At 62.9% G+C, this 13,166-nt stretch carries 11 protein-coding genes; 8 read left to right on the forward strand and 3 right to left on the reverse strand.

Annotated elements, in window-relative coordinates:
- Positions 1-56 precede the first annotated feature (56 nt).
- The 5 genes from AAGQ88_RS09150 to AAGQ88_RS09170 all read left to right on the forward strand — a co-directional run bounded on the left by AAGQ88_RS09150 (position 57) and on the right by AAGQ88_RS09170 (position 5,796).
- Positions 57-881, forward strand: coding sequence for a CoA ester lyase (locus tag AAGQ88_RS09150; protein ID WP_342655057.1), 825 nt, complete (start codon positions 57-59; stop codon positions 879-881).
- Positions 882-1,147: 266 nt separating this feature from the next.
- Positions 1,148-2,143, forward strand: coding sequence for a TRAP transporter substrate-binding protein (locus tag AAGQ88_RS09155; RefSeq protein WP_342655058.1), 996 nt, complete (start codon positions 1,148-1,150; stop codon positions 2,141-2,143).
- Positions 2,144-2,246: 103 nt separating this feature from the next.
- Entirely contained in the window at positions 2,247-2,879 is a 633-nt protein-coding gene (locus AAGQ88_RS09160; RefSeq protein WP_093467313.1) for a TRAP transporter small permease, read from the forward strand.
- On the forward strand, positions 2,879-4,162 hold the full coding sequence (gene dctM / locus AAGQ88_RS09165; RefSeq protein WP_285425678.1) for a C4-dicarboxylate TRAP transporter large permease protein DctM: 1,284 nt from the start codon (positions 2,879-2,881) through the stop codon (positions 4,160-4,162). Before AAGQ88_RS09160 ends, dctM begins: the two co-directional genes overlap by 1 nt.
- Before the next feature lie 299 nt (positions 4,163-4,461).
- The gene (locus AAGQ88_RS09170; RefSeq protein ID WP_342655059.1) at positions 4,462-5,796 is read left to right on the forward strand and encodes a sorbosone dehydrogenase family protein; all 1,335 of its coding nucleotides are present in this window, start codon (positions 4,462-4,464) and stop codon (positions 5,794-5,796) included.
- Between the two features lie 32 nt (positions 5,797-5,828).
- On the opposite strand, the gene AAGQ88_RS09175 is transcribed toward AAGQ88_RS09170, so the two are convergent.
- Positions 5,829-6,725 (reverse strand): DMT family transporter, encoded by an 897-nt coding sequence (locus AAGQ88_RS09175; RefSeq protein ID WP_342655060.1) that lies wholly within the window; start codon positions 6,723-6,725, stop codon positions 5,829-5,831.
- A gap of 101 nt (positions 6,726-6,826) precedes the next feature.
- Between AAGQ88_RS09175 and AAGQ88_RS09180 the strand changes: the two genes are divergently transcribed.
- Together AAGQ88_RS09180 and AAGQ88_RS09185 are read left to right on the forward strand one after the other, a co-directional pair.
- Positions 6,827-8,161 carry a PLP-dependent aminotransferase family protein gene (locus AAGQ88_RS09180; protein ID WP_342655061.1) on the forward strand — a complete coding sequence of 445 codons (1,335 nt, stop codon included), beginning with the start codon at positions 6,827-6,829 and terminating at the stop codon, positions 8,159-8,161.
- Between the two features lie 175 nt (positions 8,162-8,336).
- Entirely contained in the window at positions 8,337-9,008 is a 672-nt protein-coding gene (locus tag AAGQ88_RS09185) for an ATPase (protein WP_342655062.1), read from the forward strand.
- A 109-nt stretch (positions 9,009-9,117) separates the two neighbouring features.
- Here AAGQ88_RS09185 and AAGQ88_RS09190 read toward each other — a convergent pair whose 3' ends face one another.
- Positions 9,118-9,522, reverse strand: a complete 405-nt coding sequence (locus AAGQ88_RS09190) for a RidA family protein (RefSeq protein ID WP_285425674.1) — start codon at positions 9,520-9,522, stop codon at positions 9,118-9,120.
- Between the two features lie 142 nt (positions 9,523-9,664).
- Between AAGQ88_RS09190 and AAGQ88_RS09195 the strand changes: the two genes are divergently transcribed.
- Positions 9,665-10,612: a LysR substrate-binding domain-containing protein gene (locus tag AAGQ88_RS09195; protein ID WP_342655063.1), complete on the forward strand. Its 948-nt coding sequence runs from the start codon at positions 9,665-9,667 to the stop codon at positions 10,610-10,612.
- A gap of 47 nt (positions 10,613-10,659) precedes the next feature.
- On the opposite strand, the gene AAGQ88_RS09200 is transcribed toward AAGQ88_RS09195, so the two are convergent.
- Complete coding sequence (locus AAGQ88_RS09200) at positions 10,660-13,083, reverse strand: glucose/quinate/shikimate family membrane-bound PQQ-dependent dehydrogenase (protein ID WP_342655064.1); 2,424 nt, start codon at positions 13,081-13,083, stop codon at positions 10,660-10,662.
- Positions 13,084-13,166: the final 83 nt, after the last annotated feature.

The raw sequence follows: 13,166 nt of genomic DNA on the forward strand, positions 1-13,166 counted from the left end.
GCCTGCAAGTGAGGCGGCGCTGCTCAGTCACTGCTTATCGATCAGGAATTTTGCCCATGCCCCCATCCATCGTTCGCTCTGCGCTGTTCGTGCCCGGCAGTCGGCCCGAGCGTTTTGCCAAGGCGCTCGCAGCTGGCGCCGATGCGGTAATCGTCGATTTTGAAGACGCGGTCGAAGAGCCGCTCAAACGCCAGGCCCGCGATCATCTCGCCGCGTTCCTCAAGGCACATCCAAACGCCTCGGTGCTGGTGCGGGTCAACGCCCCGGATCACGCGGAACACGCTGCGGATCTTGCGTTCTGCACGCAACAGGCGGGCGTCGTCGGCGTGCTGCTGCCCAAGGTCGAGAGCGCCGCGCAGGTGGCGGCGGTCCGAAAAAGCGGCAAGCCGGTCTGGCCGATCATCGAAAGCGCAAAAGGCTTGCTGGCGCTGGAGCAGATCGCCCGGGCCGACGGGGTGGAGCGCCTGTCCTTCGGCGGCCTCGATCTGGCGTTGGACCTGAACCTCAACACAGGCACGGCGGCCGCCCGGATGTTCCTCGATCAGGCGCGCATGTCGGTGCAGCTGCACTCGCGCGGCGCCGACCTGCTGCCGCCGCTGGACGGCGTGCATCCTGCGATCAACGACCCGGACGGGCTGCACCGGAGTATCCGGCACGCCAGCGACATGGGCTACGGCGGCGCGCTGTGCATCCATCCCGCGCAGATCCCGGTGATTCATGGCGCATTGGCGCCGAGCGCCGACGATTTGAGCTGGGCACAGAAAGTGGTAGATGCCAGCAAGGCAGCCAACGGCGCCGGGGCCTTTCAACTGGACGGACAGATGATCGACGCACCCGTGCTGCTGCGGGCGCAGCGGTTGTTGGCGCTGGTTCGGGCGTGAGATGAAGACGCGCAGGCTGAACGCCGGTGCAGGCAATAGTGGCACTTTTTCATTAGCCTGCTAATTTTCTCGACACGCGCTGTCTGGCTCGCGGGTGCTGGAAAATCGTGCTGATTGGCTGGCGTTCAGCTTTGCCGAACGCTGGCTTACATAAAAGCTGATTCTACAAACACACCGCGTTGGGCATCGTAAGTTGGCGCTACGCTCAAGCTCTACCGACTGCTCCTACAAAAATAAGCTCCTACAACAATAAGAAGGTGATATCGATGTTGAAGCTGACCAAGGCGCTCTTCTGCGCCGCCGCAGTGTCCGTGGCCGGCATGGCACACGCTGATCCAATCGTCATCAAGTTCGCTCACGTCGTGGCGGAAAACACGCCAAAAGGCCAGGGCGCCTTGATGTTCCAGAAACTCGTTGCCGCCGATCCGGCCTTGAAAGACAAGGTAAAGGTCGAGGTGTACCCCAACTCCTCGCTGTTCGGTGACGGCAAGGAAATGGAAGCCTTGCTGTTAGGCGACGTGCAGATGCTTGCGCCGTCCCTCGCCAAGTTCGAGCAATACACCAAAAAGGTGCAGATTTTCGACCTGCCGTTCCTGTTCAACGACCTGGCTGCCGTCGACCGTTTCCAGCAAGGGCCGCAAGGCAAGGCGCTGCTGACCGCAATGGATGACAAGGGCATTCACGGTCTGGCGTACTGGCACAACGGCCTGAAGCAGTTGTCGGCGAACAAGAAGATGGTCGAGCCCAAAGATGCACGCGGCCTGAAATTCCGCGTCCAGGCCTCCAGCGTGCTGGAAGCGCAGTTCGTCGCGCTGCACGCCAACCCGCGCAAAATGAGCTTCGCCGAGGTCTACCAAGGCCTGCAGACGGGGACCGTCAACGGTACCGAGAACACCTGGTCGAACTACGAAAGCCAGAAGGTCAACGAAGTCCAGCCGTTCTTCACCGAATCCAACCACGGCCTGATCGACTACATGGTCATCACCAATTCCAAGTTCTGGAACGGCCTGCAGCCTGACGTGCGTGACGAGCTGCAGAAGATCATGGATCAGGTGACGGTGGAGGTGAACAAGCAGGCCGAAGCGCTGAACCAGACGGCCAAGCAGAAGATCATCGACTCCAAGACCAGCGAGATCGTCACGCTCACCCCCGAGCAACGCGCCAAATGGCGTGAAGTCATGAAGCCGGTCTGGGACAAGTTCTCCGAGGAGATCGGCCCGGACCTGATCAAGGCTGCGGACGACTCGAACAAGGCGCCTTGAGCCCTCGAGCGCTTTGATCCATCCAGGCATCGCCCCGCGCGGTTGATGCCTGCGGGGCCACCCGGTTGCGGGTGGTCGCCCTCTCTACGTTCGGAGAACTTTTATGCAATCGCTGACGCGACTCTGGGAGCACCTGGAGGAGGGCATGATCGCCTTTCTGCTGGCTGCCATGACGCTGGTGACTTTCGTCTACGTGGCGCTGAACAACATTTACACGCTGTTTTACACCCTCAGCGATCAGTGGGCGGTCAGCAGTGATTTTTTCGCAGGGATTGGCGATCACCTCATGGGTTACGCCCAGGGCATGACCTGGAGCGTGGCGCTGACCAAGGCCTTGTTTGGCTGGCTGATCTTCTTCGGCATTTCCTACGGCGTGCGCACGGCCGGGCATCTGGGCGTCGACGCGCTGGTCAAGCGCACCAGCAAACCGGTCCAGCGAGCGCTGTCGCTGATCGCGTGTCTGGCCTGCATGGCCTACGCCGCGCTGTTTCTGGTCGCCAGCTACAAATGGGTGTCGGCGCTGTTCGTGGCCGGCATCGGTGCCGAAGACCTGGACCGCTATGGCGTCAAGACCGCTTATATCGCGGTCATCGTGCCCATCGGTTTCACCCTCGTGATTCTGCGTTACCTGGAAATTCTCTACCGCATCTGGACCCACCGGCAGACAGGCCTGGGCCTGGCCGATGAGGCGGCGGAAGCGAGCAAGCTGGCCAATCCTGGTGAGGAGCAACACTGATGACGGTTATCTGTTTGTTCCTGTTGCTGTTCGTGTTCATGTTTCTGGGCGTGCCCATCGCGATCTCGTTGGGCCTTTCGGGCGCCGTATCCATTCTGCTGTTCAGCCAGGACTCGTTGAGCTCGCTGGCGATCAAGCTGTTTGAAACGTCCGACAGCTACACCTTTCTGGCGATTCCGTTTTTCCTCTTGTCGGGCGCCTTCATGACCACCGGCGGCGTCGCGCAGCGTCTGATCGACTTTGCCAACGCCTGCGTCGGCCACATCCGCGGCGGCCTGGCGATCGCGGCAGTGCTGGCATGCATGCTGTTCGCGGCATTGTCCGGATCGTCGCCTGCGACCGTCGCGGCGGTGGGCTCGATTGCCGTGGCCGGGATGGTGCGCTCCGGTTATCCGAAGGAATTCGGTGCCGGGATCATCTGCAACGCCGGTACGCTGGGCATTCTGATCCCGCCCTCGATCGTGATGGTGGTCTATTCGGCGGCAACCGAGACCTCGGTCGGCAAGCTGTTCATTGCCGGTGTGGTGCCCGGGATCCTGCTCGGCGTCATCCTGATGGTGGTGATTTACATCGTGGCGCGGGTCAAGAAGTTGCCGGCCCAGCCTCGGGTTTCCTTTCGTCAGTGGCTGACGACGGCGCGCCGGGCATTCTGGGGCCTGCTGTTGCTGGTGATCATCCTTGGCGGCATCTACAGCGGCATGTTCACCCCGACCGAAGCGGCGGCGGTGGCGGCGGTGTACTCGGCGTTCATCGCCCTGTTCGTGTACAAGGACATGAGCTGGCGCGACTGCCCGAAGGTGCTGCTGGAGTCCGGGCGGCTGTCGATCATGCTGATGTTCATCATCGCCAACGCGATCCTGTTCGCGCACGTGCTGACCACCGAGCAGATCCCGCAGCAGATCACCAACTGGGTGATTTCCGAAGGCCTGACCCCGATCGGTTTCCTGATCATGGTCAACGTGGTGCTGCTGGTGGCCGGCAGTTTCATGGAGCCGTCGGCCATCGTGCTGATCCTGGCGCCGATCTTCTTCCCGATCGCGACCAAGCTGGGCATTGACCCGATTCACCTGGGCATCGTCATGGTCGTGAACATGGAAATCGGTCTGGTGCATCCACCGGTCGGCCTGAACCTGTTCGTGACCTCGGCAGTGACCGGCCTCACCTTGGGCCAGACAATCCGTGCAGCCCTGCCGTGGTTGTCTATCCTGTTGTTATTCCTGATTCTGGTGACCTACGTGCCGTTCATCTCCCTGGCATTGCCGAACTGGCTGGGCATGCCGTAGCGACACCGATCCACCCCGAACTGTGAGCGCAGTGCCTTGGCCCTCGTCGACGTGAAGTCTTCGAGGGCTTTTTTACGGCTATTGCCTGGGTAACCGTTTCGCGCAGGGCTGCTTCCTCCCGAGAGTCAGCGCGGGCGAGTGAACCGGCGGGGGCGTGGCGTGGTCGGTTGATTCGTGACTGAAGGGCAAATGTCATTTGTGTCCCCTGTGCTGTTTGCTGGCGGCCGACATGGCGATACTCGCCAGTCTTTGTCAAACCGGATAATGGGCCCACGGATGGCCGTCGCGAGGTTATAACGATGATTGTGTTGCGCCGTTTTGCACTGCTGATGACCGCCGCTGCGTTGCTCGGCGGGTGCGGTGAATCTTCCAGGCTGCCGTTTCAGGCCGGTGTCGGTCCCAAGCCGCAACTGCCCGAGCCCACCACTTCACTGATCCCCACGCTCAAAGTGTCCAAAGCCGTGGGCTGGGCCGGCAACGACACGCCCAAGGCGCCGGAAGGTTTCAAGGTCAACGCGCTGGCCGACAACCTCGACCACCCGCGCTGGCTCTACAGCCTGCCCAATGGCGACGTGCTGGTTGCCGAGAGCAACAAACCGCCCAAACCTGAAGGCTCAAGCGATGGCGGCACCGGGGTGATGGCGTGGATCAAGCGCACCGCCTCGGGCATCGTCATGAGCCGCGTCGGGGCCGAAGCACCCAGCGCCAACCGCATCACGTTGTTGCGCGATGCCGATGGCGATGGCCGCGCCGAGGTGCACAAGGTCTTCATCAGCGGCCTGACGTCACCGTTCGGCATGGCGCTGGTGGGCAACGAGCTGTTCATCGCCAATGCCGATGCGGTGGTCAAAGTCCCGTACAGCGAGGGCCAGACGGAAATCACCGCCACGCCGGTCAAGGTCACCGACCTGCCGGCGGGCATCAATCATCACTGGACCAAGAACATCATCGCCAGCCGCGACGGCAGTAAGCTGTACGTGACGGTGGGTTCCAACAGCAACGTGGGCGAAAACGGTCTGGAAGCGGAGCAGGGCCGCGCGGCGATCTGGGAGGTCGATGTGAAGACCGGCCAGAAGCGCCTGTTTGCCAGTGGCCTGCGCAACCCCAACGGTCTGGCATGGAAGCCGGACAGCGACGAGCTGTGGACCGTGGTCAACGAGCGTGACGAGATCGGCAGCGATCTGGTGCCCGATTACCTGACGTCGGTCAAGGACGGCGCGTTCTATGGCTGGCCGTGGAGCTATTACGGCAACCACGTCGACACCCGCGTGCAACCGCCACGTCCCGACAAGGTGGCCCAGGCAATCGCTCCGGACTACGCGCTGGGCACCCATGTCGCACCACTGGGCCTGACCTGGTCTGACGCCCGCGGGATGCCGGAAAACTTTGCCGAAGGCGTCTTCGTCGGTGAGCACGGCTCGTGGAACCGCAATCCGCAGGCGGGTTACAAAGTGGTTTTCATCGGCTTCAAGGACGGCCAGCCGTCCGGCATGCCGATGGACTTCCTGACCGGATTCCTCAACGCCGACGGCGATGCGCAGGGTCGTCCGGTGGGCGTGATCCTCGACAAGCAGGGCGCCTTGCTGGTGGCCGATGACGTGGGCAACAAAGTGTGGCGCGTCAGCCGGCAGTGATGCCGCTGGCAACGGTCAGCCGGGCGCGTCGGTCATCTGGAAAACCGACGCGCACCGGCAACGCACAGAATCACCGCCACGGTCACGGCCAGCATGCCCATGCTCACCCGTTCATGCAGCAACGTGGCGGCCAGTGCCAGGCCGAAGAACGGTTGCAACAGCTGCAACTGTCCCACCGCTGCAATGCCGCCCTGAACCAGCCCGCGGTACCAGAACACGAAGCCGATCAGCATGCTGAACACCGACACGTATCCCAGGCTGAGCCAGGCGGGCAAGCTGACGTGGGTCAGTGAAACCGGTGCGGTGAACCACGTCAGCGTCAGCATCGACGGCAGCGCCAGCACCAGCGCCCAACAGATGACTTGCCAGCCGCCGAGGGTCCGCGACAGTCGGGCGCCTTCGGCATAACCCAGTCCGCAGACGGTGATGGCCAGCAGCATCAGCAGGTCGCCTGTCGCAGACGCACTCAGCCCTTGGCTCAGCGCATAACCCACCACCAGCGCGCTGCCCAGTGTCGAGAACAGCCAGAAGGCCGGACGCGGGCGCTCGCCACCGCGCAACACGGCAAAGGCAGCGGTGGCCAACGGCAACAGGCCGACGAAGACGATCGAGTGTGCTGAAGTCACGTATTGCAGCGCCAGCGCGGTCAGCAGCGGAAACCCCACCACGACGCCCACTGCGACGATGGACAGTGACAACAATTGCTGGCGGTGTGGGCGTTTCTCCTTGAGTAGCATCAGCATGCACAGCGCCAGCGCTCCGGCGATGGAGGCTCTGGCGACGGTCAGGAACACCGGGGCAAATTCCATCACTGCGATTCGCGTGGCGGGCAACGAACCGCTGAAGATCACTACGCCGATCAGTCCGTTGAGCCAGCCAGAAGAGGCGTTGGCGGGGCCGTGGTTGTGCAGCTTCGATGCTTGATCCATGTGCGTCTGATCCCTTGATGGCCCGATTCGACCGGTTGCGGTCTGCCGATGCTAGGGCGCAGAATCGATACAATCAAAAAATTGTCATGGATACATCGCCCATGCCCCGCGCCCGTTACAAGACCGTCGTTGACCGCTTTGCCGCCGACATTGCCTCCGGTGCCTTGCCGCCGGGCACGCGCCTGCCGACTCACCGGCATCTGGCGGAGCAGGAAGGGCTGGCGCTGGTGACCGCATCGCGGGTGTACGCCGAACTCGAAGCGATGGGGCTGATCAGCGGCGAAACCGGTCGCGGCACCTTTGTCCGGGAAACCGCGCTGCCGCTGGGGCATGGCGTCGATCAGCAGGCCGCTGCGGTGGGCGTGCTCGACCTCAATTTCAACTATCCCGCCTTGCCCGGGCAGGCCGAGTTGTTGCGCACCGGTTTGCGTCAATTGGCCTTGTCGGGGGATCTGGAAGCACTGCTGCGTTATCAGCCCCATGCCGGACGCAGTCACGAACGCGCCTGTTTTGCCCGCCATCTGACGGAGCGCGGACTGGCGGTGGAAGCCGAAGAAGTCCTGATCGTCAGCGGCGCGCAGCATGCCCTGGCGGCCACGGTGCTGGCGCTGCTCAAACCGGGCGACGTGGTGGCGGTCGATGCGCTGACCTATTCCGGGTTCAAGGTGGTCGCCGAAGCGCACCGGCTGGAACTGGTGGCCATCCCGATCACCGACCACGGGCCTGACCTGGACGGGCTGGAACAGCTTTGCCGGCGACGTCGGATCAAGGCGGTCTACACCATGCCCACGCTGCACAATCCGATGGGTTGGGTCATGGACCTGCCGTGGCGTGAGCGTCTGGTCTCGATGGCCCGCGATCACCGCTTGCTGTTGATCGAAGACGCGGCGTATGCGTTTCTGGCCGATCATCCGCCCGCGCCGCTGAAGACGCTGGCGCCGGACCTGACGGTTTACGTGTCGGGGTTCTCGAAAAACATCGCGACCGGGCTGCGGGTCGGCTACGTCGTGGCGCCGCTGAAATGGGTCCCGGCATTGGAACGGGCGATTCGGGCGACCACCTGGAATACGCCTGGCGTCATGACCGCGCTGGTCTGTGGCTGGATCGACGATGGCACGGTCCGGCGTCTGGAGGCGCAGAAGCGCCAGGACGCGAAAGCGCGTCAACGCCTTGCCCGGCAGGTGCTGGACGGCCTGCACATCGTCAGCCATCCGGCGTCTTACTTTCTGTGGCTGCCGTTGCCCGAAGAGGTGCGCGCCGATCAGGTGGCGATGGCGTTGCTGTCCGCCAACGTGTCGGTGTCGACCGCCGAGCCGTTCGCCGTTTCCGGCATTGTGCCGCACGCGATCCGGCTGGCGCTGGGCTCGCTCGAGCGGGACGCGCTGGAAGTCGCGCTGCATAAAGTCCGCCAGGCCATTGCCGAATTTGCCTATTGATCAGTCTGCTAAAGCATAGCGCCGGGCGGCTTTATTCGATTCTGGGTAAAGGTCTGTTTCCGCAGACATACCATTCGCGAAATCGATAGTTACCATCATCCTTCGCGAGTTCTTTTTTTTTCTGGAAGGAGGAGGATAGAGCCATACCGAACTGGCTTGAGAAGGACCCGACGCGATGAGAATTTCAACCCTGCTGACACTTGTCGCCGTACTGGCCGGTGGCTTTGCCGCCACTGCTCCTGCCTCTGCCGCAGACGAACAAGCCTGCCATTTCCAGCCGGTCGCCGACAGCAGCGTGGCACTCAAGCACTCCCAGAGCGTGGGCGTGATCTACAGCGAAAACACGGTCAGCACGCTGGAGTATCTGGAGCGCTATCACTCAGTCGCGTTGAAAGGCGTGAAAAATGGCGCCCTGGACGCCCGCATCCGCGATGCGTTCGTCAGCAGCTCCGACCCGAAACTGGCCATTGACTGGCTCAAAGCGTCGCTGCAGAAGGAGTTCGCTTCGGTCACCGTCTACGACAGCCTCGATGCGGTGGTGCAGGCGCACCCTGATGTGGTCGTCATGCTCGACACCTACAACCGTCTGGTGACTCAGCGCAACTCGCAGGTCGAAGCTCGCTTCGTCGCCAAGTTCTATGACGCCGATCTTCAGTACATCGGCAAGGCCGAGGGCCTGGGCGCCAAGGAGCTGTCTTCGGTGTGGGTCCACGACAAAGCGGCGCCCGAGATCGCCGCCCAGATCAACCAGCAGCGCGAGTTGCAGATCAATGCGCTGAAACAGTTCGACGCCTCGCTCAAGGCGCTGGTGACCACCGGCGCTACCGCCGAGGTCGCCAGCAACTGATCCCGTCACCTTCCGCGACAGGCCACACGTTGCGCTCATCGAGTTGAACGCCATCCTCCCGGCCTGCCGCGCCCGCTCCAACCCTCTTGTCGCTTTCAGTCCAGCCCGCTCACGCCTGGCGAGGCTGCGGTACTTTCGCGATCACTTTGATTTCAAAATCGAATCCATAGAGCCAGGTCACGCCAACGGCGGTGATCGTGGGGTAGGGCGCCTTGCCCCAGAACTCCGGCACCACTTCCCAGATCCTCTCGAAGGTATTCGCCGGGTCGACCATGAACACCGTGACATCGACCACGTCGTCGAAGGTGATGCCGGCCGCGTGCAGGATCGCGTTCAGATGGGTGAAAGCCAGCCGCACCTGCGCGTGCAGATCGGGCTCCGGCGAGCCGTCCTCGCGGCTGCCCACTTGTCCGGAGACGAACAGAAAGCCATCGGACAGGACCGCGGGGGAGTAGCGGTTGCGTTCATAGAGCGCGTGGCGGCCTGGCGGAAAAATCACGTTGCGCTGAGTCATGTGTTGCCTCCATCGATGGGCCGGCTGCGGCCCGCAATTGACGATGAAGCCACTGTAGGGACTTGAACCGGGCGGATAAACGCGCAACCTTAGTCAGCACTGTTTGGCAAACCCAAACAATCACTGATCTTCTGGAGCTTGAATGGACCGCTTCGACGCGATGCAGGCCTTCGTGCGGGTGGCGCAGACCGGCAGTTTCACCAAGGCCGCTGACACCCTGCACATGAGCAAGACCACCGTCACGCAGCTGATTCAGCAACTGGAAGCACGTCTGCGCGTCAAGTTGCTGAACCGCACCACGCGCAAGGTCAACGTCACCGCCGATGGCGCGGTGTATTACGAGCGCGCGGTACGTCTGCTGCTCGATCTGGATGACGCCGAAACCAGCCTGTCGGCCGCCGCTGCAGTGCCTCGCGGGCGTCTGCGTGTCGACGTGCCCAGTCCGTTCGCGCGGATGATCCTGATCCCGGCGCTGCCGCAGTTTCACGCCCGTTACCCGGATATCCAGATCGACCTGGGTGCCAGTGACCGGATGATCGACCTGATCGGCGAGAACGTCGATTGCGTGGTGCGCGGCGGCGAACTCACCGATGAGTCGCTGATGGCGCGCCACATCGGCGATCTGCAGTTGGGCGTCTACGCAGCCCCGGCTTACTTGCAAAGGGTCGGTTCGCCGGCGCACCCGCACGAGCTCGAAAACAGTGATCACCGGGTCGTCGGCTACCGTTGGGCGCGGACCGGCAAGTTGTACCCGCTGATCATGCAGCGCAACAACGAGACCGTGCAGGTGCAAAGCCGCTACGTGCTGTCGGTCGACGACGGCAACGCGTTTCTGGCGGCGGGGCTGGCAGGAATGGGCGTGCTCTGGCTGCCTGACTACATGGCGCGTCACCACGTGGCGAGCGGCGAACTGCTGCCGCTGTTCGAGGAATGGCGTCTGGACACCCTGCCGATGTACGTGGCATTTCCGCCCAACCGGCACATCAGCATCAAGCTTCGCGTGTTCATCGACTGGATCGTCGAGCTGATGGCCGATCGCGGACCGGGCGTTTCCGGGCATCAAGGTGCAGGTGACGCGTCCGGGCAATAAAAAACCGCTGCCACCCGGACGGGCGACAGCGGTTTTGTTACGGCCGCTTACTGGCTGTCTGGCAGCGCGTAGGCGATCACGTAGTCGCCACGGTCCGCCGACTGGCGAGCGCCGCCTGCGGTGATGACGATGTATTGCTTACCGGTTTTCGGCGAGACGAAGGTCATCGGGCCGCCCTGGCTACCGACCGGCAGACGGGCTTTCCAGGCTTCTTCGCCGTTGGCGCTGTTGAAGGCGCGCAGGTAGTAGTCCTGGGTGCCGGCGATGAAGATCAGGCCGCCTTGGGTGGAGAGGGTGCCCCCCAGCGTCGGCATGCCGATTGGCAGCTGCATGTGCATCTTGATGCCCATCGGGCCGGTATCCTGCACGGTGCCGACCGGCACTTGCCAGGCGATCTTGCGGGTCTTCATGTCGATGGCGGTCAGCGTGCCGAACGGCGGTGCCTGGCACGGAATGCCGGCGACCGACAGGAAGCGGTTCTTGTTCACCGCATACGGCGTGCCTTTGAGCGGCACGGCGCCCATGCCGGTGTTCAGCGCTTCACCGCCTGAAGAGGCAATCGCGTCTTTCTGTTGAGGTACCATCTGGCTCCACAGGCCCAGACGCATGTCGTTGACGAAGATGAAGCCGTGCACCGGATCGGTCGACAGACTGCCCCAGTTCATGCCGCCCAGCGATCCCGGGAAGCTCAGCGAAATGTCGGTGCCTGGCGCGGTGTACAGGCCGTCATAGCGCATCTTCTTGAATGAAATACGGCACAGCAGCTGATCGAACGGCGTGGCGCCCCACATGTCCGATTCGGTCAGGGTCTGCGCGCCGATCTGCGGCATGCCCACCGATTTGGGCTGAGTCGGCGAATACGGCTCGTTAGGGATGTTCGACGGCTTGACCGGCACTTCCTTGACCTCGGTCAGCGGTTGGCCGGTGTGACGGTCCAGCACGTAGATCTGACCGGCCTTGGTGCCGATGACCACTGCCGGGACCTTGCTGCCGTCAGCCTTAGTGAAATCGATCAGGCTCGGCTGCATCGGCAGGTCGAAGTCCCACAGGTCGTTGTGGACGGTCTGATAGACCCACTTCTGTTGACCGGTGGTGGCGTTCAGCGCCAGAACCGAGGCGCCGTAGGTGTGGTCGAGCTGGGTGCGTTCAACGCCGTAGATGTCGGTGGACGAGCTGCCCATCGGCAGGAACACGGTGTTCATCGCCGGATCGTAAGACATCGGCGCCCAGCTGTTCGGCGTGCTGCGCACATACGTCTTGTCACCCGCCGGAGCCTGCTTGTCTTCAGGATTGCCCGGGTCGAAGGCCCAGCGCATTTCACCGCTGACCACGTCGAAACCACGGATCACACCGCCAGGCATGTCGGTCTGCACGTTGTCGGCCACGCGGCCGCCAACGACCACGGTGGTGCCGGCCATCAGCGGCGCTGACGACAGTTGGTAGTACGAGTCCGGCACGTTACCCAGCCCGGCTTTCAGGTCGATCTGGCCATTGTCACCAAAGCCTTGGCACAGCTCGCCAGTGTCGGCGTCCACAGCAATCAGGCGCGCGTCGATGGTGTTGGTCAGCAAGCGACGCTGGCAGTTGGCGCCCGCAGGGACGGCAACCGGCGCGGCAGGCGTGCTGTCATCGGTAGGTTGCGCGACAGCGGCGGTGGCGTCGAAATACGCCAGGCCACGGCAGCGCTGCCAGACGGCGGATTTGGCGTTGGTTTCGTGCTTCCACAGCTCTTTGCCGCTGTCAGCGTCCAGCGCAATGATGTTGTTGTGCGGGGTGCAGATGAACACTTTGTCGCCGACCTGCAGCGGTGTCATCTGATCTTCGGCGCCATTGCCGTCGCTGATGGCGACGTCACCGGTGTGGTAAGTCCAGGCCGGAACCAGCTTGGAGACGTTGTCGCGGTTGATCTGATCCAGTGCGGCGAAGCGGCCGCCGCCTTCGTCGTTACCGTAGTGCGCCCAGTCTTTCTGCGCCTTGGCCGGATCGACTTTGGTCAGGGCCGGGCCATCACCGGTCGGCGCCACCGAGGCGTGAGGCTGGAACATGCCCCAGAAACCCGCGACCATGGCAATCGCCAGCACGCCGCCGAGCACATAACCACCGCGACCGCCCGCCAGGCCATTGGCCTTGCGCAGGGTCGGGTAGACCAGCGCCACCAGCAGGCTCAGCACGCCGAGGGCGAACAGGCGCGACACCAGCGGCCAGAAATTCAGGCCCGCATCGGCCACTGCCCAGATCACGGTCAGGATCATGGCGGCGGCGAACAGCCAGGCGCCCAGCAAGCGCTGCCTGAACAGCAGCGCGGAGCTGACGATCAATCCAAGACCGGCAAGCAGGAAGTACCAGCTGCCACCAAGCGTGACGAGGTAGCCGCCACCTGCTGCGAAAAGTAATCCAAATACCAACACGCCGAGCGCGACGACCCAGATGGGCCAGCGACTGGCGGATGCCGAAGGTCGAGACTTAGTCATGTTGCATGATCCTGCTGACACATGAACGTTCGCGAGAACGTCAAGAGTGGTGGGGACAACGTCGTTCGTGTCGATGGCCAACG

It is taken from the genome of Pseudomonas sp. F3-2, assembly GCF_038804275.1.
GTDB lineage: Bacteria > Pseudomonadota > Gammaproteobacteria > Pseudomonadales > Pseudomonadaceae > Aquipseudomonas.